General features: G+C 74.9%; 17 protein-coding genes. 9 read left to right on the top strand and 8 right to left on the bottom strand.

Annotated features, from left to right (window positions below):
• Positions 1 to 8: 8 nt before the first annotated feature.
• The 3 genes from M446_RS38410 to M446_RS30415 all read right to left on the bottom strand — a co-directional run bounded on the left by M446_RS38410 (position 9) and on the right by M446_RS30415 (position 941).
• Positions 9 to 167 (bottom strand): hypothetical protein, encoded by a 159-nt coding sequence (locus tag M446_RS38410; protein WP_157182291.1) that lies wholly within the window; start codon positions 165 to 167, stop codon positions 9 to 11.
• Entirely contained in the window at positions 164 to 448 is a 285-nt protein-coding gene (locus M446_RS30410) for a hypothetical protein (protein ID WP_012335929.1), read from the bottom strand. Before M446_RS30410 ends, M446_RS38410 begins: the two co-directional genes overlap by 4 nt.
• Positions 449 to 515: 67 nt before the next feature.
• A complete protein-coding gene (locus tag M446_RS30415; RefSeq protein WP_012335930.1) occupies positions 516 to 941 on the bottom strand; it encodes a hypothetical protein in 426 nt (141 codons plus the stop codon).
• Positions 942 to 1,147: 206 nt separating this feature from the next.
• On the opposite strand from M446_RS30415, the gene M446_RS30420 reads away from it, so the two are divergent.
• The 3 genes from M446_RS30420 to M446_RS30430 are packed head-to-tail and all read left to right on the top strand — an operon-like array spanning position 1,148 to position 4,370.
• Complete coding sequence (locus M446_RS30420) at positions 1,148 to 1,447, top strand: hypothetical protein (RefSeq protein ID WP_012335931.1); 300 nt, start codon at positions 1,148 to 1,150, stop codon at positions 1,445 to 1,447.
• A complete protein-coding gene (locus tag M446_RS30425; protein WP_012335932.1) occupies positions 1,447 to 3,381 on the top strand; it encodes an AAA family ATPase in 1,935 nt (644 codons plus the stop codon). The genes M446_RS30420 and M446_RS30425 overlap by 1 nt, the downstream gene beginning before the upstream one ends.
• Positions 3,378 to 4,370 carry a hypothetical protein gene (locus M446_RS30430; protein WP_012335933.1) on the top strand — a complete coding sequence of 331 codons (993 nt, stop codon included), beginning with the start codon at positions 3,378 to 3,380 and terminating at the stop codon, positions 4,368 to 4,370. Before M446_RS30425 ends, M446_RS30430 begins: the two co-directional genes overlap by 4 nt.
• 246 nt (positions 4,371 to 4,616) lie before the next feature.
• On the opposite strand, the gene M446_RS30435 is transcribed toward M446_RS30430, so the two are convergent.
• The gene (locus M446_RS30435; protein WP_012335934.1) at positions 4,617 to 6,020 is read right to left on the bottom strand and encodes a PLP-dependent aminotransferase family protein; all 1,404 of its coding nucleotides are present in this window, start codon (positions 6,018 to 6,020) and stop codon (positions 4,617 to 4,619) included.
• 137 nt (positions 6,021 to 6,157) lie between these two features.
• Here M446_RS30435 and M446_RS30440 point away from each other — a divergent pair, with 137 nt between their 5' ends.
• Positions 6,158 to 7,042, top strand: a complete 885-nt coding sequence (locus M446_RS30440; protein ID WP_198293078.1) for a DMT family transporter — start codon at positions 6,158 to 6,160, stop codon at positions 7,040 to 7,042.
• A gap of 34 nt (positions 7,043 to 7,076) precedes the next feature.
• Here M446_RS30440 and M446_RS30445 read toward each other — a convergent pair whose 3' ends face one another.
• A complete protein-coding gene (locus M446_RS30445) occupies positions 7,077 to 8,015 on the bottom strand; it encodes a hypothetical protein (protein ID WP_012335936.1) in 939 nt (312 codons plus the stop codon).
• Entirely contained in the window at positions 7,987 to 10,392 is a 2,406-nt protein-coding gene (locus M446_RS30450; protein ID WP_012335937.1) for a YfhO family protein, read from the bottom strand. Before M446_RS30450 ends, M446_RS30445 begins: the two co-directional genes overlap by 29 nt.
• Positions 10,393 to 10,568: 176 nt before the next feature.
• Between M446_RS30450 and M446_RS30455 the strand changes: the two genes are divergently transcribed.
• The 5 genes from M446_RS30455 to M446_RS30475 all read left to right on the top strand — a co-directional run bounded on the left by M446_RS30455 (position 10,569) and on the right by M446_RS30475 (position 15,469).
• On the top strand, positions 10,569 to 11,132 hold the full coding sequence (locus M446_RS30455; RefSeq protein WP_012335938.1) for a nitroreductase: 564 nt from the start codon (positions 10,569 to 10,571) through the stop codon (positions 11,130 to 11,132).
• A gap of 180 nt (positions 11,133 to 11,312) precedes the next feature.
• Positions 11,313 to 11,939 carry a flavin reductase family protein gene (locus M446_RS30460; RefSeq protein ID WP_012335939.1) on the top strand — a complete coding sequence of 209 codons (627 nt, stop codon included), beginning with the start codon at positions 11,313 to 11,315 and terminating at the stop codon, positions 11,937 to 11,939.
• 115 nt (positions 11,940 to 12,054) lie between these two features.
• A complete protein-coding gene (locus M446_RS30465) occupies positions 12,055 to 13,086 on the top strand; it encodes a lytic transglycosylase (RefSeq protein WP_012335940.1) in 1,032 nt (343 codons plus the stop codon).
• Between the two features lie 28 nt (positions 13,087 to 13,114).
• Complete coding sequence (locus tag M446_RS30470) at positions 13,115 to 14,335, top strand: DUF2336 domain-containing protein (RefSeq protein WP_012335941.1); 1,221 nt, start codon at positions 13,115 to 13,117, stop codon at positions 14,333 to 14,335.
• A gap of 693 nt (positions 14,336 to 15,028) precedes the next feature.
• Positions 15,029 to 15,469 carry a MucR family transcriptional regulator gene (locus M446_RS30475; protein WP_026191024.1) on the top strand — a complete coding sequence of 147 codons (441 nt, stop codon included), beginning with the start codon at positions 15,029 to 15,031 and terminating at the stop codon, positions 15,467 to 15,469.
• A gap of 244 nt (positions 15,470 to 15,713) precedes the next feature.
• Here the strand turns inward: M446_RS30475 and lpdA are convergent, their stop codons facing one another.
• Both lpdA and aceF read right to left on the bottom strand, forming a co-directional pair.
• On the bottom strand, positions 15,714 to 17,591 hold the full coding sequence (gene lpdA, locus M446_RS30480; protein ID WP_012335943.1) for a dihydrolipoyl dehydrogenase: 1,878 nt from the start codon (positions 17,589 to 17,591) through the stop codon (positions 15,714 to 15,716).
• Positions 17,592 to 17,603: 12 nt separating this feature from the next.
• The gene (aceF, locus tag M446_RS30485) at positions 17,604 to 18,926 is read right to left on the bottom strand and encodes a dihydrolipoyllysine-residue acetyltransferase (protein WP_012335944.1); all 1,323 of its coding nucleotides are present in this window, start codon (positions 18,924 to 18,926) and stop codon (positions 17,604 to 17,606) included.
• Positions 18,927 to 18,963 lie beyond the last annotated feature (37 nt).

The following is an 18,963-nucleotide window of genomic DNA, read 5'->3' on the forward strand; positions in this document are numbered from 1 at the left end:
CGCCCCGCTCAGGAGGCCCGGCGGGCCCGGGCCAGCCGCACCGTCCGCAGGGAGAGGTCGCGCCGCACGCGCGCGAGTTCCCGTTCCTGCATCCGCACGGCCGCGTAGGCGAGCGCCACGACGAGGGCCGGCGTGGCGGCGAAGGCGAGGAGCGCGGTGGCCATCATGGCAGAAGCCCGTTGAGGAGACGCCTCGCCAGGCAATGTAGGAGGATCGCCGCCGCGAGCCAACCGAGAACCCCGAGCCCGAGCACCGCGAGGCTCAGCGAGGTCTGCAGGCCGCTGACATTGTAGAGCCAGCCCGCCGCGGGCGTGGCGACGCCGACCGTGAAGCAGGCCGTGGAGGCCCGGTCGATGTTGCCGGCGAGGAGCCGGACCCGCTCGTTGACGCGCTGCTTCTCGGCGAAGAGCGGGTCCGCCGGGGCAGGATCGGGGTCGGCGGGCGTCACGCCTCGGCGGCGCCCGCCGCAGGCTCGGGCCGCCGCGCCGCCTCAGGCGCCCGCACCCGCGCGCCGCCTACGCGCCCAGCGCGAGCGCCCGCGGCGCCCGCGCCGCGGCGGCCCGGCGCCGGGGGGGCGGGGCGAGGCGCACGAGGTCGGCCAGCGGCACGAAGCCCTCCGTCTCCGGCGCGGGCAGCCGCGTGCCGAAGCCGAGCGCGAAGGAGAGGGTGAGCTTCGGATCGGGCGCGATGCCGAAGGCCTGCAGGGCGGCCAGGAACGCCTCGCGGAAGCTGCGCACGCCGCACCACGCCTTCTCGGAGAGGTGCAGCGGCCAGTCCCAGTAGCCGTCCGGACGCTTGGCGCCGAGGCTCCCGCGGGCGATGAAGTAGCCGGTGGCGCGGTGCTCCAGCCCGTCCTCCGACAGGATCCAGTCCCGGTTCTCGAACAGCACCGCGTCGTCGAGGCCGGTCGCCGCCGAGGTTGCCGTCAAGGTCGCCGCCATGATCACAGGCCTCCCGGTCCCGGTGCGGGCCCGTGCCGCGTGGCGCCGGCGCCCGATTCATGGAACAGATAAGGAACACTGGTCCGATTTGCGGCACAGGTCAATGGCTCTCGGCGAACAATCCCGGAACGGCGTCGGGGCGGACTTTCCCCTGGCGCCCGGGCCCGCCCGATGCCACCTCTGTCCCGCACGCGACGGGGAGGAGCATGGAGCGCAGCCGGACGAGCCAGGAGACCGAGGCCCTCAGGCGGTTGGAGGCCCTGCGCCCGGCCTACGAGCGCCTGCGGGCGGACCGCATCCGGGCGGAGGGCGACGTCGAGCGCCTGAGCGCGGAGCTGGAGGCCGCCCGCGCCCAGGCCCGGGAGGAGCTCGGCACCGACGACGAGGCGGCGATCCGGGCGATGATCGAGGAGGTCCGGGCCGAGAATGCCCGCCGGGTCGAGGCCTTCGCGCAGGCGCTGCGCGCCGTGCAGGCCGAGCTCGACGGCCTCTCCGAGGCGCGCTGATGAGCCCTGCGGAGGCCGCGGCCGCCCTCGACCGGCTCGGCCGCGCGCTCGCGCGCGCCGAGGCGCGCCGGGCCGCCCTGACCGGGGAGCGCGACGGGCTGGTCCGGGCGGTCGCGGCCGCCAAGGGCCGGCTGGAGCGGCGCGACGCGGTCGATCTCTGCCTGCGCGAGCTGCAGCAGGAGACCCACCAGCGCAGCCTCGCCCGCATCGAGACCCTGCTCTCGGCCGTGGTGCAGGAGGTGCTGCCGGGGGAGAAGCCGGTCTCCCTCGACCTCACCACGGAGCGCGGCCTGCCCGCCCTCGACATCGGCCTGCTGCGGCCGGACGGCGGCCGCGAGGACGTGCTGGAGGACAATGGCGGGGCCATGACCAACGTGGTCGGGATGGGCCTGCGGCTGATCGCGGTGGTCAAGGCGGGTTTGGGGCGCTTCATCGCCCTCGACGAGGCCGATTGCTGGATCGCGCCGGCGCGGGTGCCGGCCTTCTACCGGGTGCTGGAGGACGGGGCGGCGCGGCTGTCCCTGCAATGCCTCGCCATCTCGCACCACGACGTCACGGGCTTTCCGCCCGGCACGCGGGTGAGCCGCATCGGCGGCGACCCGGCGCGCGGCGTGCTGATCGACGGCCCGGCCGAGGAATGCGCCGCCGCCTGGGAGCCCGACGCGCCGGGCTTCCGCCACATCCGCCTGATCGACGTGCAGGGCTTCGCCGACGCGGTCCTGCCCCTCGCGCCGGGCGTCAACGCGCTGGTGGGGCCGAACAACCGCGGCAAGTCGACGGTGATCCGGGCCCTGCGCGCGGTCTTCTACGGCGAGGCCCGCGACGGGCTGGTGCGGGCCGGCAAGCCCGCCTGCCGGATCGAGATCGGGGTGGCGGGCGGCCGGATCCTGCGCTTCGTGCGCCAGGTTCGGCGCTCGCCCGTCAACCTGTGGTCGCTGCACGAGCCGGACGGATCCCTGGTCCGCCAGGACGGGGCGACGCTGGAGACCGGCGGCCGGGACGTGCCGGACTGGGTCGACCGGCTCTTCGGCATCACCCGGGTCGAGGAGCTGGAGGTCCACGTCGCGCACCAGAAATTCCCGGTCTTCCTCCTCGGCGAGAAGGCGCCCAAGCGCTCCGCCGTGCTCTCGCTCGGCCGGGAGGCCGGCTACATCCGCGCCATGCAGGACCTCCAGCGCGAGCGCGTGGCGGAGGACCAGCGCGCCGTGCGCGAGGGCGAGCGGCGCCTCGCTCTCCTGGCCGAGCTCCTCGCCCCCCTGGCCGGACTCGAGGCGGCGGCCGCCTCCCTCGCGGCCCTGCGCGAGGAGGCCGGGCGCCTCGCCGAGGGCGAGCGGCGCCTCGCCGGAATCGAGGCCGGGCTGAGCGCCCTGGCGCGGCTGCGCGCCGCCCGGGACGCGGCCTCGGGCCGGGCCCGGGCCCTCGCGGCCCTGCCGGGCCCGGAGGTCCCGGCCGACCTCGCCCGCGGGCTCGCCGAGGCGCGCCACCGGGAGGGCGTGGGGGAGCGTCTCCTCGGCCTGTCCCGGGACCTCGCCCGCGCGCGGGCCCAGCTGGCGGCCCTGGCGGGCCTGCCGGCGGCGCCGGTGCCGCGGGCGAGCGCCGCCGCCGAGGCCCACGCCGCCGCCCTGGCGCGCCTCGCCGCCGACCTCGCCCGGGCGCGCGCCCGGGCGGCGGCGCTCGCGGCCCTGCCCGAGGCGGCGCCGGCCCTCGCCGCGCCGGAGGCGGCCCTGCGCGGCGCCCGGCGCCTCGCGGAGCTCGGCCGGCAGCTCGCCGCGGCGCGGGGGCGGACGGCCGAGGCGCGGGCGGGCCTCGCCGCGATCGAGGCCGAGACCGCGGCGCTGCTCGCCGCGACCGGCGGGCGCTGCCCGGCCTGCGGCGGCACAGCCGCCCCGGAGAGCCTGCTCGACGGGCACCGCCACGCGGGGGCGGCCGCGTGATCCTGGCCGGCGAGCGCCTCGACGCCCCGCCCGTGCCCTGCGCGGGCCTGCTCCTGATCGGCGATCCCCACGTGGCCTCGCGGCGGCCGGGCCGGCGCAAGGACCCGGACTGGCCCGCCCCCGTCCTCGCCAAGCTCGACCATTGCGTGGCCCTGGCCAATGCCCGCGACCTCGCGCCGGTGCTGCTCGGCGACCTGTTCGAGCACCCGGTCGAGCCCGACGAGAGCCTGAAGGCGCGCCTCATCCGCACCCTGAAGGGGTTCCGCCACCGGCCGCTCGCCAATGTCGGCAACCACGACATCCGCCACACCCGCCTGTCGGACGGGGACAGCCTCGCCGTGCTGGCGGTGAGCGACGTCCTCGACGCGGCGGCGGAATCCGGGCCGGCCGCGCATTACGCCCTGCCGGGGCTGCGGCTCGGGGTCGGGGCGACGCCCTACGGCCAGCCGATCCCGGCGGACGTGCGCGGGCTGATGCCGGAGGCCTCCCGGGTGCTCTGGCTCACCCACCACGACCTCGCCTTCGGGGCGGGCTATCCGGGGGCGGTGCCGCCGCACCCGATCGCCGGCTGCGCGCTCGCCGTGAACGGCCACGTCCACAAGCGCCACCCGCCCGCGCGGCTCGGCGGGACCGTCTGGTTCAACCCCGGCACGATCACCCGGGGCTCGGTCGATCTCCTGACCCATGCGCCCGCGGTGTTCCGGCTCGGCCCGGACCTTGCGCCGGTGGAGGAGGTCCTGCCGCACCGGGCCGAGGTCTTCGACCTCACGGGAAGGCAGGTGGCGCCGGCGCGCGGCGAGGCGGAGCCGGCGGAGAGCGCCTTCGTGTCGCTCCTCTCCGCCGAGAGCGCCACCGACCTCGCGCGCACCGACGACGGGGCGGTGATCCGCGAGGCGATCGAGGCGAAGTTCCTGCGCGACGGCACGCCCGAGCCGGTGCGGGCGGTGATCCGCTCCCTGATGGAGGAGGCGGTGGCGCGGCGGCGGTGAGGGGCGGGCGCCCACCCGTCCGGGAACGGGGGAGCGGGAACGCGCAGGCCGGGCAGCCGGTCTCAGCCTCGCCGTGCGGCGACGCTGAACCGATCGACCGAGAACCGCGTGATGCGGGATCCGGTTGATCGAAGCGGATCCCGGATCACGCGCCCGCGCGGCGCGTGAGCGAAGCCCCAATCCGCCATCCCGAAGGGATCGAGCGGATCGGGCGTGACGCCCCCCGGAGAACCCGGCCGCCCGGGCTCAGCGCGCCGCCCGCTCCGCCGCCATCGCCCGCTCCAGCACGGCGAAGACCTTCGGGTCGGCGCATTGGGCCACGTTGAAGCGCAGGAACGATCCGGCGCTCTGCGACAGGCTGAACACGTTGCCCGGCGCGAGCACCACCCCCTCGGCCAGGGCCCGGCGGGCGATCCCGGCGGCGTCCAGCCCCTCCGGCAGGGACACCCAGAGATAGAGCCCGCCGCGGGGTTCGAGCCAGGGCGTCAGGCCGGCCGCGGCGAGCCGGCGGCGCGTCGCGCCCATCGCGTCGGCGAGGCGGGCGCGCAGACCGTCGAGGGCGCGGCGGTAGCTGCCATCCGCCAGGAAGCGGTGCACGAGGCCGGCCGCGAGCCGCCCGCTGCCGAAGCTCGCGGCGAGCTTGAGGTCGACCACCCGGTCGACCCAGTCCGGCCGCATCGCCGCGTAGCCGCAGCGCACCGCCGCCGAGAGCGTCTTCGAGAAGCTGCCGATCGCGATCACGCGGTCGAGCCCGTCGAGGGTGGCGAGCCGGGGCGCCGGATCGGGATCGAGATCCTCGAACAGCGCGTCCTCGACCACCAGCACGTCGTGCGCCTCGGCGAGCCGCAGCAGCCGATGGGCGATCCCGGCGCTCATCGTCGCGCCGGTCGGGTTCTGGAAGGCCGAGTTGGTCACGTAGAGGCGGGGGCGATGCGCCCGCAGGGCCGCCGCGAAGGCGTCGAGGTCGGGGCCGGCCGGCGTCCACGGCACCCCGACGAGCCGCGCCCGGTGGGCCTGCAGCAGGGACCGGAAGTTGAAGTAGCAGGGATCGTCCACCAGCACCGGGTCGCCGGGCTCCAGAAGCAGGCGGGCGACGAGGTCGAGGGCCTGCGTGGCCGAATCGGTGAGGACGATCCGCTCGGGGCCGGCCGGGATGCCGCGGTCGTGCAGGCGGCGGGCGAGGGCGCGGCGCAGGGGGGCGTGGCCCAGGGGCTCGTCGTAGGCCAGCAGGTCCGCCGCCTCGCCGCGGGCGAGGCCGCGCAGGGCCCGGCGCAGGGCCTCGTCCGGCAGCCAGGAGGGCGGGAGCCAGCCGCAGCCGGGCATCGGCACCCCGGTCCCCGCCTCCAGGCTCTGGCGGGTCACCCAGAGGGAATCCACCGCCCGGTCGAGGCGCGGGCCGATCTCCGCCAGGGTGAGGGGCCGCGCCGTCCCCGCCACGTAGAAGCCCGAGCCGGGCCGGGCCGCGATGGCGCCCTCCGCCACCAGCCGGTCGTAGGCCTCGACCACCGTCGATTTCGACACCCCCATCTGGGCGGCGAGGCCGCGCACCGAGGGGATGCGCGCGCCGGGGCCCAGGGCGCGGGCCGCGATCCGCGCGCGGATCGCCTCCGCCACCGCCTCGGTCCGGGTCGCGTCCCGCGCCGTCTCCATCCGTACTGGCCTCCGCACCCGGACAGTTCGTCCGGATCGTACCGGTTCCGTCCCTGTCGCGACAGGGCCGTCCACCCGATGGTGGCGCTGATCGGGGGGATGCGATGCGCAGCGAGGTCTTGGCCGCCGGGACGACGATGCCGGAGCGGGAGAGGGCGGACCGGGCCGTGGCCCGCCGGGCCCTGCGCGACGGGCTGATCGGCGTCGTGATCTTCGCCGGCTCCCTGCCGGCGACCCGGGTCGCGGTGGCGGACCTCGACCCCTTCTTCGTGACGGCCTTCCGGGCCGGGGCGGCGGGGCTGACGGCGCTCGGGCTCCTCGCTCTCCTGCGCCAGCCGGCGCCCGGGCGGCGCGACCTCGGCGCGCTCGCCCTGGTGGCGCTCGGCGTGGTGCTCGGCTGGCCGCTCTGCACGGCGCTCGCCCTCCGGACCGTCACGGCCGCGCACGGCACCGTGACGGTCGCCTGCCTGCCGCTCGCCACCGCCCTGTTCGGCGTCTGGCGGGGGAGCGAGCGCCCGCGGCGGGCCTTCTGGCTGTTCTCGGGCCTCGGCAGCGCGATCGTGGCCGGCTTCGCCCTGCGCCAGGGCGGGGGCCGGCTCGGGGCGGGGGATGCGTGGCTGTTCCTCGGGATGGTGCTCTGCGCCCTCGGCTACGCAGAGGGCGCGCGGCTCGCCCGGCGGCTCGGCGGCTGGCAGGTGGTGGCCTGGGCGCTCGTGCTGTCGCTCCCGGTCTCGCTGCCCGCCGCGTGGCTGCTGCGGCCGGGGGGGTGGGCGGGCGTCGGCCTGCCGGCGCTGGCGAGCCTCGCCTACGTGTCGCTGTTCAGCATGCTGATCGGCTTCGTGTTCTGGTACCGGGGCCTCGCCCGGGGCGGCATCGCGGCGGTGGGGCAGGTGCAGTTGCTCCAGCCCTTCTTCAGCCTGATCCTCGCCGGGCTCGTGCTGGGCGAGCCGGTCGACGCGGCCCTGGTCCTCGCCTGCGCCGGCGTCGTCGCCACGGTGGCGGCCGCCAAGCGCTTCGCGTGACACCCCGACCGGGGCGGCCCGGGCGCGGCGGGGCTCAAGGGTCCTTGGCAATCGCCTCGATGTCGCGGTCGACGCCGCTCTCGACCTTGAAATCCTGGGTGTAGACCTTGCCGTCGTGGCGGGCGATGAGCTGGTACTCGCCCTCCGCCAGGGTCACCTGCGGGAAGGCGCCGATCGCCTCGCGGATCGTGTCGCCGCCCGGGGTGAGCACCGAGAAGGCGGTGCCCGCGAAGGCCTCGGTGCCGGGCGCGGCCACGAGCTTGAGGGTCACGGTCGCGGCCCGGTGGTTGAGGGTCGCGTCGGTGATGCGGCCGTTCTCGACCTTGAGGTCGGCGCGCTGGATGGCGTTGGAATCGCCCCAGGTCGAGACCACGTGGTAGGTGCCCTCCGGCAGCCGGATCAGCTCGCCGGCCTTGACCCCGTCGCGGACCAGCCGCCCCTCCGGGTTGTTGCCGATCGGCACGAAGATCGCGAAGGCGAGCTGGCCCGGCGGGATCCGGGCATCGCCGACCGCGCCGGCGAGGCGCAGCGCCCCGGCATTGACCGTGACCTGGTCCTGCAGCCCGGTCGGCGCCAGGGTGACGCGCTTCGAGGTGCTGACGAAGCCGTAGGTGACGTTGGCGAGGTAGCTGCCCGGCGCCAGCCGGAAGGTCGGCTGGGGCTCGTCCGAGCGGGCGAGCAGGGCGGGTTTCCCGGCATCGCCGCGATCCTCGTAGATGCGCCAGGTCAGGCCGCCGCGGATCGGCTTGCCCTCGCTCGTCAGCACGGCGCGCAGGGAGAGCGGCGCCTCCGCGGGGCCCGGCGCCGGGGGCGTCATGGCGGGATTGGCCAGGGGCGGGTTCGCCATGGACGGCGTCGGGCGGCCCGGTTCCTGGGCCGCCGCCGGACCCGCGCCGGGAAGCCCCAGGGCCGCGCCGCCGAGGACGACTCCGCCGAGGACCGCCTTACCGAAGAGCCGTCTCGCCCGCCTCATTCCCGTCCCTCGCCAGCAGGTCGCTCGCCGCCGCCATCAGGTTGCCGACCGAGAGGGGCCGGAACCGGAACTCCACCACGTGGCGCCCCTTGGGCACCTCGACGCCGCGGAACAGCAGGTTGGTGCGCAGGATCGGCCGGCGCACGCCGTCCACCCGCGCCTGCCAGCCCGGATAGTAGAGATCGTGCAGCACCAGCACGGCGTCGCGGTCGGTGTCGACCTCCACCGTGACGAGAGTGCGGCGATAGGCGAGGATCTGCGCGCCGCCGGCGGCGGGCGTCACCTGGGCGGCGGGATCGGCCTGGCCGTAGGATCCCTTGACCTTCGGCAGGCTGTCCTGGTCGATCAGGGCGGTGTCGTTCCCCTCGAATTCCGGCAATTCGTCCTGCGAGAGCACGTCCTCGGACTCGACCGGGACGAGGCGGGTGGCGAGGTAGGCGCGGGGCCGGGCCGGGTCGAGGCGGTAGATCCACATCTGGCCCGAGCCGTAGAGGAGCTTCGCCCCGGTCAGCTGCGGGAAATGCCTGGGCAGGCGCTCGGCCGGGCGGTCGAGGACGAGGTATTCGAGGCCGAGCAGGCTCGCGAGCCGCGAGCGGTAGCCGCGGAACAGGGCCGGGAACTGGCGCAGGTTCGGGTCGGCGGCGTTCTCGCCGGGGCCGACGGCCCGCTCGTAATCGGACAGGCGCAGGGGATTGTAGCCGATCGTGTCCTCGAGCCCGAGCACCATCGAGGCGTTCTGCCACGCCCCGCCCAGCCCCAGGATCTCGACGCGGGGATGGTCGCCCTTGGCGTGGCGGGCGTCGAGCTCGGCCTTGAGGATGGTGAGGCCCTGGAGCTGCTCGGGGGGCAATTGCCGGAACACCGCGTAGCGCTCGGCGGGCTCGGCGTTGAGCGACGAGCCGGCATTGCGCCAGATCAGCTCCGCCCCGGTCACCGCGACGAGGCCCGCGGCCGCGAGCGCCCGCGAGCGCGGCCGGCACAGGACGAGCACCGCCGCCCCCGCGAGGCCCGCCCCCAGCGCGATGTCCCGCAGGGCGTCGGCGAGGTGCCCGCGCGGCCCCGAGAAGAGCAGGGCGCCGGCGAGCGCGGCGGCCAGGAGCGCGAGTGCGAGGAGCGGCAGCAGGCGGCCCCGGCCGCGCGGCAGGGCGGGCAGGCCGTCGCGCACGTAGCGGTGGACGAGGTAGCCGGCCGTGAGCGCGAGGCCGATATTGACCACGAAGGTCGCGTCGGCGGGCCGGCGGTAGAGGTCGATGCCCGGCACGTGGTCGAACAGCAGGGCGAAGAGCGGGGTGTAGCGCCCCAGCGCGTAGGTCAGCGCGCCGGCCAGCACCAGGACCGGGAAGCGGATCTCGCGGGCGAGGAGCCGCCCGCCCGCCACCCCGTGCCAGAGGATCAGCAGGGCCGGGATGGTGCCGGCGAAGATGTAGTTGATCGCCCGGTCGGTCCAGGTGCCGCCCTCCAGGGACGACCAGTCCGGGCCCCAGTAATCGTAGGTCCAGCGCAGGGACCCGAACACGTCCGCGAACAGGCCGGTGGCGAGGCTCTGGGGCGGCAGCGAGCCCATGGCGGCGACGCCGTAGCCGAAGGAGGGCCGGGTCGAGGTCATCAGGAGCTGCATGGTGAGCAGGGAGGGCACCGCCAGCAGCGCCCCGCCGACGAGCCCCATCGCGGCGAGCAGGGGAAGCCGCGTGCGCAGGAAGGCGAGGGGCGCCGGCGCCTCCAGCACCGCCCAGAGGGCGCGGGCGATCAGCACGGTGCCGCACAGGAAGGCCACCTGGTCCCGCCCGACCGTCATCAGCGCCGCCGCCACCGCGAAGCCGAGGCCGAAGGCGAGGGAGCGCCGGTCCAGCGCCTCCTCAAGCAGCCAGAGGGCGAGGGGGAAGTAGCCGTAGGACAGGATCATGCCCGTGTGCTGCAGCCGCGCCGAGGCCGAACCGCCGAGGACGAAGATCATGGCGGCGGCGACCGCCCCGGCCGGGTGCCAGCCCCGGCGGCGGAACAGCGGCAGCATCGCCACGGCGCCCGGCAGGAGATGGGCGAAGACCACCGCGTCGAACAGCTCCATCGAGGGCGACGGGTCGAGCCACGCGAAGAGCAGCATGGTCGGCGTGAACAGGAGCGATTGCGGGTCCGCCACGGAGGGGTGGCCGGCGAAGTGGTAGGGATTCCACAGCGGCAATTCCCCGTTCGCCAGGGCGGCGCCGAGGTAGCGCAGCATCGGGTAGAAGTGGTTCTTGGAATCCCACGGCACGACCGCGCCGGTGAGCGGCCAGACCGCGGCGGCGGCGGCCCAGAAGATCAGCACGGCGGCGAGCGCGAGGCGGACGTCGCGCGGCGTCCAGGCCTGGTCGCGCGGCGGGGCGGGGAGGCGGCTCATGGTCGGGCTTCCGGCAGGTCGTGTCCCACGGGTGCGGTCGGCGGGCCGCGTGCCCGATCCCCGTGACGGTTTTCGGGCCGGATTGCAAAGCCCGCCGCGCGGCGCCTAAGAGGAGGGGCGGCGCGGCGGCCCGCCTTGCCCCGCCTCGTCTCTGGCTCATCCGCACTGAAGGTCCGATGAACGCGACTCTCGACTTGCTGCGCCGCCGACGCTCGGTCCCTCCCGCGCTCCTCGCCGGCCCGGGCCCGACGCCCGAGGAACTCGCGACGCTCCTCACCATCGCGTCGCGGGTGCCGGACCACGGCAAGCTGGCGCCCTGGCGCTTCCTGGTGATCGAGGGCGAGGGGGCGGCGCGGATCGGCGCGGTGATCGAGGCGGCCTACGCGGCGGACCACCCGGAGGCCGACGCGGCGCGGCGCGCCCTCGAGCGCGACCGGCTCGCCCAGGCGCCGCTCGTGGTCGGGGTGGTGTCGCGGGCCGGCCCCCACGTGAAGATCCCGGACTGGGAGCAGGTGCTGTCGGCGGGGGCGGCGGCGATGAACCTCGTCGTGGCGGCGAACGCGATGGGCTTCGCGACCGCCTGGCTCACCGAGTGGATCGCCTACGACCGGCGGGTGCTCGACGCGCTCGGCCTCGCGCCGCAGGAGCGGATGGCGGGCTTCGTCCATATCGGCCGCGCCGCCCAGGCGCCCGCGGACCGGCCCCGCCCCGACCTGGCGGCGATCGTCACGCGGGTCTGATCCGGGAGCCGCTGCGATCACGCGGATCCCGGATCATCCCGACGGCCCAGGATACGGACGCCTCGGGCCGTCGACCCGCTCGGATCGCCGATGCCGGGCCGAAGGCTCGTCCGCGTCGTCGCACCGGTGACCGCGGCGGCGAATAGTGCTTAGGCTCCGCCCATCCCCGGAGGCGCCCCCATGCACTACGACGCCGAGACCCGCCCGCTGCCCCACAACCCGTTCAAGGCCCTCGTCGCGCCGCGGCCGATCGGTTGGATCAGCGCGCTCGACCGCGAGGGGCGGCTCAACCTCTCGCCCTACTCGTTCTTCAACGGGGTCGCGGACAATCCCGAGATGGTGATGTTCTCGTCCTTCGGCCGCAAGGACGCGCTCGCCTTCGCGGAGGAGGGCGGCGAGTTCGTCTGCAGCTTCGCCAGCCTCGCCCTCAAGGACGCCATGAACAGGACCTCGGCGCCCCTGCCGCGCGGCGAGAGCGAGTTCGCCTTCGCGGGGCTCACCCCGGCGCCCTCGCGCAAGGTGCGCCCGCCCCGGGTGGCCGAGGCGCCCGCCGCCATCGAGTGCCGCTGGCTGCAGACCGTCCCGCTCGTGCCCCTGGGCGGCGGCGAGGCCCGCTACTTCATGGTGATCGGGCAGGTCGTCTCGATCTACGTCGACGACCGCTTCGTCACGGAGGCGGGCCGGGTCGATACCGGCGCCATGCAGCCGCTGATGCGGGGCGGCTACTTCGACTACTTCGCGGTCGACGGCCAGAGCCGCTTCGAGATGCGCCGGCCCGAGGGCGGCGGAGACGTGACGCGGCGCTGAGCGGCGGCCCGGCCCGTCCGGTTTCGGGACGCTTCAACCTTCATTTACCATGATCCGAGCATGGTGACCCTTGGAGACGGCACCCGCCCGGGCGGTGCCGCCCCGCCGGGGCGCCATGTTCCTGTTCACCACATCCCCCCCACCATCCCGCGAGGCCCCGCCGGCGCGCGCGGCGGGCGCCGGCCCGGTGGTCGAGGCGATCCGCCAGGGCGCGGAGAAGACCGGCACCGGCTTCGACTACCTCCTCGCCACGGCGCAGCGGGAATCGAGCCTCGACCCGAGCGCCAAGGCCGCGACCTCCTCGGCGAGCGGGCTGTTCCAGTTCATCGAGCAGACCTGGCTCGCGGTGCTCAAGCAGGACGGCCCGTCGCTCGGCCTGTCCTCCTACGCGGAGGCGATCACGCCGCGCCCCCAGGGCGGCTACACGGTGAGCGACCCGGCCGCGCGGCAGACCATCCTCGACCTGCGGCGCGACCCGGACGTGGCCTCCGCCATGGCGGGCGCGCTGACCCGGCGCAACCACGACGCGCTCCTCGCCGAACTCGGCCGCGAGCCGACGCGCGGCGACCTCTACGCCGCCCACCTGCTCGGGCCGCGGGGCGCCGCGACGCTGATCCGGTCGGCCCAGTTCACGCCCGCGCGGGCCGCCGCTGCCGACCTGCCCGAGGCGGCCGCCGCCAACCGTGCCCTGTTCTACGACCGCTCCGGCCGGGCCCGCGGCGCGGCGGAGCTCTACGCGCTGCTCTCCGCGAGCCAGGCCGCCCCCGCGCCCCCCGTGGCCGCCGCGGGTGCGGCCGCCGCGGGCGAGGCTGCCGGGAGCGAGGCCGCCGCCTACGCGCCGGCGCGCGAGACGGGCCTGCGCTCCCTGTTCCAGACCGAGGCGAGGCGCGGCCCGGTCTCGGACGGGGTGGCGCGGCTCTGGCAGGGGCGGGCGGGCGGGGAGCCCGCCGCCCCGAGCTACTTTCCGCGCTCCGACGACGATCCCGCGCCCGCGGCGCCCGCCGCCGCGGCGCCCCGCCCCGACCCCGCCCCGCCCACCCTGTCCGCCGCGCCGCTCCCGCCGGCCCGGCCGCCCGAATTCGCCGCCCGGCCGCCCGCGGCCGCCCGGCCCCTTGTCACGCTCTACCGCACCACCGACCGTCCCTGACGCCGCCACGCCTCCCGGATTGCCCCCGATGATGATCCGCCAGTTCCTGCTCTGGACGCAGCACGAATCCGCCGGCCGGCGGGCCGAGGCCGCCTCGTCCCTGGCGCGGGCCTACCTCTACGCGGACCTCGACCCGGAGGCGCGCTGGGAGGCCAAGACCGCGGTCACGGCGCTCCTCGACGATTCCTCGCCCCTGGTGCGCCGGGCGCTGGCGGAGGCCTTCGCCAACGCCGCCGAGGCGCCCCGGCCGGTGGTGGTGGCCCTGGCGCAGGACGTGCCCGAGATCGCCGCCCTGGTCCTGGCCCGCTCGCCGGTCCTGTCGGATGCCGACCTCGTCGATTGCGCGGCGATCGGCGAGGAGGAGGCCCGCTGCGCCGTCGCGGCGCGTCCGAACCTGTCGCCGATGGTCTGCGGGGCCTTGGCCGAGATCGCCGGGGTGCCGGCCCTGCGCGGCCTCGCGGCCAATCCGGGCGCCGCCATCACCCCCGGCAGCCTGCTGCGCATGGTCGAGCGCCACGGGGAGGACGGGGGCCTGCGCGAGGCGCTGCTCGCCCGGCCGGACCTGCCGCTGGAGGTCCGCCAGGCCGTGACCGCCCGGCTCGCCCAGTCGCTCTCGGACTTCGTGGTCGGCTGCGGCTGGCTCAGCCCGGATCGCGGCGAGCGCGTGGCGCGCGAGGCGCGCGACCGGACCACGCTGGGCCTCGCCGAGGGGGCCGCCCGGGAGGACCTGCGCCGTCTCGTGACCTACCTGCGCCGGAACGGCCAACTCACCGCCGGCCTGGTCCTGCGGGCGATGCTGTCCCGGCGCATGGCCTTCACGGAGGCCGCCCTGGCGGATCTCTCGGGCCTGCCGCCGGCGCGGGTCGCCGGCCTGCTCCTCGACGGGAGCGGCCAGGGCTTCTCCGCCCTCTACCGCCGGGCCGGCCTGCCCGCCTCCCTCGAACCTGCCTTCGCGGCGGCGATGTCGGCGTGGCGCGAGGAGGCGCAGGGCTTCACCGAGGAGAGCGGGCCGGCCCTGTCCCGCCGCATGATCGAGCGCGCGGTGACCGCCTGCGAGCGCCTGCCCTTCGCGGAGAGCCACGCCCTGGTGGCGCTGCTCAACCGCTTCGAGGCCGAGGCGGCGCGCGAGGAGGCCCGGGTTCTCGCCCAGAGCCTCGCCACCGAGGCCGCCGTGGCGGCGGTGCTGGACTCGATCCCGGCCGCCCTCATCGAGAGCTACCGTCAGGACCGCCTGCGCATCGCGGCCTGACCCCGCGGCCGCGCGGCGCGGCCCGCGCGGGCCCGCCGCGGGCCGTCCGGGCCGGCCTCCCGCAGGGTTAGGGCGGCCGGTGCGGCGCCGGGTCTCAGAATCCATCGCCGCGTCCGGCCCGGACGAGCGGACGGACGCGTCGCGCTCCGCCCGGCGCAGGTCAATCCGGACAAGCTGAAGTCAAGACTCGGGCCTGACCCGCCGCGGCGGCATCTCTTCGTGCACCTGATGGACGAGGGTGAGTACCGTCATGGGGCGCGCAAGTTTGCTTCTCTCATCTTCCCTGATTGCGCGGCCGCGGGTCGTCTGCGCGGCGGCGCGCGGCCGGTGAACTCCTCTGGTCGCCGGGTCGGAACAGCTGCGCGAAACCTGTGCCTTGACCGGTTCCAGGGCCAAAAGAACGGGGATGAATTTCTTACAAATTTTGCTGCAACCATAACAGAAACATACAACCTAAGGTTTGTTTTTCTCCGCCCTTTCGCAGGGATCGTCCACAAGAACTACGTATCTGGGGCAGCAATGTTTCGTTCTCCATCTTGCGGGATGGGGCAAACGGAGCGAACACATCTGCTGCGCACTCCCGGGTAGTGCATTCGCACCGTCAGGAGAGCGCCCAAGGAGACCAAGAGGGCCGACCGTCGACGCCTCGTGCGGGGACGGGCCCGGCCCCATCAACCTGACGGACGGATCTGGATGATGACTGACGTGGACGGCCAGGATGCGGACCCTGAGGATCTCGTCGCCCTGACGGCCGACATCGTGTCGGCCTACATCTCGAAGAATTCAGTGCCGGCGGCGGACCTGCCCGGGCTGCTGACCTCGATCCACGGCACGCTGCAGGCGCTGGTCCTGCCGCCGCCGCCCGAGCCGGCCAAGCCGGTGCCGCCGATCCCGATCAGAAAAACGGTGACGCCGGACGCGATCATCTCGCTGGAGGACGGCAAGCCCTACAAGTCGCTGAAGCGGCACCTGACGACCCGCGGGCTCACCCCCGAACAGTACCGGGAGAAGTGGGGCCTGCCGCCGGACTACCCGATGGTGGCGGCGAACTACGCCGCGCAGCGCTCCGAACTCGCCAAGAGCATCGGGCTCGGCCAGCAGCGCAAGAACCGCGTCCCGCCGCGCAAGGGCTGACGCGGGTGGTGCGGGCCGCCCGCTCGGCGGGCGGCCCCACGTCGCTGCGCGGACGACCCGCTGCGGCCGCCCGCTCGGCGGGCGGCCCCACGTCGCTGCGCGGCCGCCGGCTCGGCGGGCGGCCCGGCCTCGTGGCGCCGGAGGACGAGGCGCTGGCCGCCCGCTCGGCGGGCGGCCTCGCGTCCCTGCGCGGACGACGAGGCGCGGGCCGCCACGCGCGGCGGCGCGGCGGCCGCCCGACTCCTCAATGGGCGGCGCGCTTGGGCATGTAGAGGTCGGTGATCGTGCCCTCGAAGGCCTCCGCCGCCATGCCGACCGTCTCCGACAGGGTCGGGTGCGGGTGGATGGTCAGGCCGATGTCGCTCGCATCCGCCCCCATCTCGATGGCGAGCGCGGCCTCCGCGATCAGGTCGCCCGCCGAGGGGCCGACGATGCCGCAGCCGACGATGCGGTCGGTCGCCTCGTCGAACAGCACCTTGGTCAGGCCCTCGTCGCGCCCCAGCGACAGCGAGCGCCCGCTCGCCGCCCACGGGAAGCTGCCCTTGCCGACCTTGATGCCCTTGGCCTTGGCCTCGTTCTCGGTCAGCCCGACCCAGGCCACCTCCGGGTCGGTATAGGCCACCGACGGGATCACCTTCGCGTCGAAGAACGAGTTCTTCCCCGCCGCGGTCTCGGCCGCGACCTTGCCCTCGTGCGTCGCCTTGTGGGCCAGCATCGGCTGGCCGACCACGTCGCCGATGGCGAAGATGTGCGGCACGTTGGTGCGCATCTGCTTGTCGACCGGGATGAAGCCGCGCTCGTCCACGATCACGCCCGCCGCCTCCGCCCCGATCAGCTTGCCGTTCGGTCGCCGCCCGACCGAAACCAGGATCTTGTCGAAGGTGTCGGTGGCCGGCGCGGACCCGCCCTCGAACGTCACCTTCAGCCCCTCGGGCCGGGCCTCGACCGCCGTCACCTTGGCCTTGAGGTGAATCGCCTCGTATTGCTTGCTGATCCGCTTCATCAGCGGCGTGACGATGTCCTTGTCGGCCCCCGGGATGATCTGGTCCATCAGCTCGACGATGGTCACCTTGGCGCCGAGCGCGTGGTAGACGGTGGCCATCTCCAGCCCGATGATGCCGCCGCCGATCACGAGCAGGCGCTGGGGGATGCCGCCGAGTTCGAGCGCCCCCGTGGAATCGATCACCCGCGGGTCGTCGTGCGGGATGAACGGCATCTGGATCGGTTCGGAGCCCGCCGCGATGATCGCCTGGTCGAAGCCGATGATGCGGGTCTGGCCCTCGTGCTCGACCGCGATCTGGTGCGGGCTGACGAAGCGGCCGGTCCCGGTCACGACCGTCACCTTGCGCTGCTTGGCGAGGCCCTGCAGGCCGCCGGTCAGCTTCTTGACCACGCCCTCCTTCCACGACCGGAGCTTGTCGATGTCGATCTGCGGGCTCGCGAAGCTGATGCCGTGCGCCGCCATGCCGTGGCTCTCGTCGATCACCTTGGCGGCGTGGAGCAGGGCCTTCGAGGGGATGCAGCCGACGTTGAGGCACACGCCGCCGAGGGAGGCCCAGCGCTCGACCAGCACCACCTTCTTGCCGAGATCGGCGGCCCGGAAGGCGGCGGTGTAGCCGCCCGGCCCGGCCCCGAGCACCAGCACCTCCGCCCGCATCTCCTCGCCGGAGACGGGCGCGGCCGCCGCCGGGGCGGGCGCCGAGGCGCCGTTGCCGCGCGCCGCACCGCTGGCCGCGGCTCCCTGGGCCCCGGCTCCCTGGGCCCGGGCTCCCTGGGCCGACGAGCCGTAGCCCGCCTGGCCCTCGCCGGGCGCGTGCCCGGCCCCGCCCGCGGCGGGCGCCGCGGGTCTGTCGGGCGTGGCGGGCTTCGCCGCCCCGGCGCCGGCCGCCGCGGCCAGCACCAGGATCAGGTCCCCTTCCGAGACCTTGTCGCCGGGCTTGACCTTGATCTCCGCCACCGTGCCCGCCACCGGCGAGGGCACGTCCATCGTGGCCTTGTCGGATTCGAGCACGATCAGCGTGTCGTCGACCGCGATCGTGTCGCCGGCCTTCACCACCACCTCGATCACCGGCACGTTCTTGAAGTCGCCGATGTCCGGCAGGCGGACCTCGTTGCTGCTCATCGCGCGGGCTCCTCAGATCACGAGCCGCCGCACGTCTTCCAGGACGTGGGCGAGGTGGCGGGTGAAGCGGGCCGCGAGCGCCCCGTCGATGACGCGGTGGTCGTAGGAGACCGAGAGCGGCAGCATCAGGCGCGGCTTGAACTCCGACCCGTCCCAGACCGGCGCCATCCTGGAGCGCACGACGCCGAGGATCGCCACCTCGGGCGCGTTGACGAGCGGCGTGAAGGCGGTGCCGCCGATGCCGCCGAGCGACGAGATCGTGAAGCTCGCCCCCTGCATGTCGCCGCTGCCGAGCTTGCCGTCGCGGGCCTTCTTCGACAGGGCGCCGAGCTCCTGGCTGATCTCGCCGATGCCCTTGCGGTCGGCATCCTTGACCACCGGCACCACGAGCCCGTCGGGCGTGTCCACCGCCACCCCGATATTGTAGTAGCGCTTGAGGATCAGCGCCTCCTTGTCGGGCGACAGCGAGGCGTTGAACTCCGGGTGCTGGCGCAGGGCCGAGACCGAGGCCTTGATCAGGAAGGCCAGCAGCGTGACGCGGTAGCCCTTGTCCTTGGCGGTCTTGTCGAGGTCCTTGCGGTAGGCTTCGGTCTCGGTGATGTCGGCCTCGTCCTGGTGGGTGACGAGGGGCACGTTGAGCCAGGCCCGGTGCAGGTGCGGCCCCGAGATCTTCTTGATCCGGGCGAGCGGCTTGGTCTCGGTGGGGCCGAACTTCGAGAAGTCGACCGCCGGGATCTCCGGAATGCCCATGCCGCCGCCCGCGAAGACCGCGCCGGAGGGCGCCGGGGCGGCCGAGCGGGTGAGGTGGCCCTTCACGTCCTCCTTGGTGATGCGGCCCTTCTCGCCGGTGCCCTTGATCGCGTTGAGGTCGACGCCGAGCTCGCGGGCGAGCCGCCGCACGGCCGGGCTGGCATGGATCTGCGAGAAGTCCGGGATACCCGCCCCGGAGGCCGCCGGGGCCGGAACCGGGGCCGGCGGCGCCGCGCTCTCGGGCGGCTCCTGCTTGGCGATCAGGGCGGCGGTGTCGGCCGGGGCGGCCCCGTTGCCCTTGCTCTCGCTTTCGCTCCTGGGCGCGCTCGTCGCGTCGCCCTTGGCATCGCCCTCGCCCTTGAGCAGCAGGATCGGGTGACCCTCGCTCACCTTGTCGCCGATCTTGATCAGCAGCTTCTCGACCACGCCGCCGGAGGGCGCCGGCACCTCCATGGTGGCCTTGTCGGATTCGAGCGAGATGATCGGGTCGTCCGGCCCGATCGTGTCGCCCTCCTTCACGTGCACCTCGATGATCGGCACATCCTTGAAGTCGCCGATATCCGGAACCTTGACCTCGGTCGCCACGACGTCTCTCCCGTCACGTCACTGGGTGGGCTGGATG

Origin of the sequence: Methylobacterium sp. 4-46, from assembly GCF_000019365.1 — a bacterium.
Taxonomy (GTDB): domain Bacteria; phylum Pseudomonadota; class Alphaproteobacteria; order Rhizobiales; family Beijerinckiaceae; genus Methylobacterium.

Bases quoted from the DNA above. Each gene is read 5' to 3' on its own strand.
- M446_RS38410 (WP_157182291.1), bottom strand. From the start codon at position 167: ATGATGGCCACCGCGCTCCTCGCCTTCGCCGCCACGCCGGCCCTCGTC.
- M446_RS30415 (WP_012335930.1), bottom strand. From the start codon at position 941: ATGGCGGCGACCTTGACGGCAACCTCGGCGGCGACCGGCCTCGACGAC.
- M446_RS30420 (WP_012335931.1), top strand. From the start codon at position 1,148: ATGGAGCGCAGCCGGACGAGCCAGGAGACCGAGGCCCTCAGGCGGTTG.
- M446_RS30425 (WP_012335932.1), top strand. From the start codon at position 1,447: ATGAGCCCTGCGGAGGCCGCGGCCGCCCTCGACCGGCTCGGCCGCGCG.
- M446_RS30435 (WP_012335934.1), bottom strand. From the start codon at position 6,020: ATGGAGACGGCGCGGGACGCGACCCGGACCGAGGCGGTGGCGGAGGCG.
- M446_RS30440 (WP_198293078.1), top strand. From the start codon at position 6,158: ATGCCGGAGCGGGAGAGGGCGGACCGGGCCGTGGCCCGCCGGGCCCTG.
- M446_RS30445 (WP_012335936.1), bottom strand. From the start codon at position 8,015: ATGAGGCGGGCGAGACGGCTCTTCGGTAAGGCGGTCCTCGGCGGAGTC.
- M446_RS30450 (WP_012335937.1), bottom strand. From the start codon at position 10,392: ATGAGCCGCCTCCCCGCCCCGCCGCGCGACCAGGCCTGGACGCCGCGC.
- M446_RS30455 (WP_012335938.1), top strand. From the start codon at position 10,569: ATGAACGCGACTCTCGACTTGCTGCGCCGCCGACGCTCGGTCCCTCCC.
- M446_RS30460 (WP_012335939.1), top strand. From the start codon at position 11,313: ATGCACTACGACGCCGAGACCCGCCCGCTGCCCCACAACCCGTTCAAG.
- M446_RS30465 (WP_012335940.1), top strand. From the start codon at position 12,055: ATGTTCCTGTTCACCACATCCCCCCCACCATCCCGCGAGGCCCCGCCG.
- M446_RS30470 (WP_012335941.1), top strand. From the start codon at position 13,115: ATGATGATCCGCCAGTTCCTGCTCTGGACGCAGCACGAATCCGCCGGC.
- M446_RS30475 (WP_026191024.1), top strand. From the start codon at position 15,029: ATGATGACTGACGTGGACGGCCAGGATGCGGACCCTGAGGATCTCGTC.
- lpdA (WP_012335943.1), bottom strand. From the start codon at position 17,591: ATGAGCAGCAACGAGGTCCGCCTGCCGGACATCGGCGACTTCAAGAAC.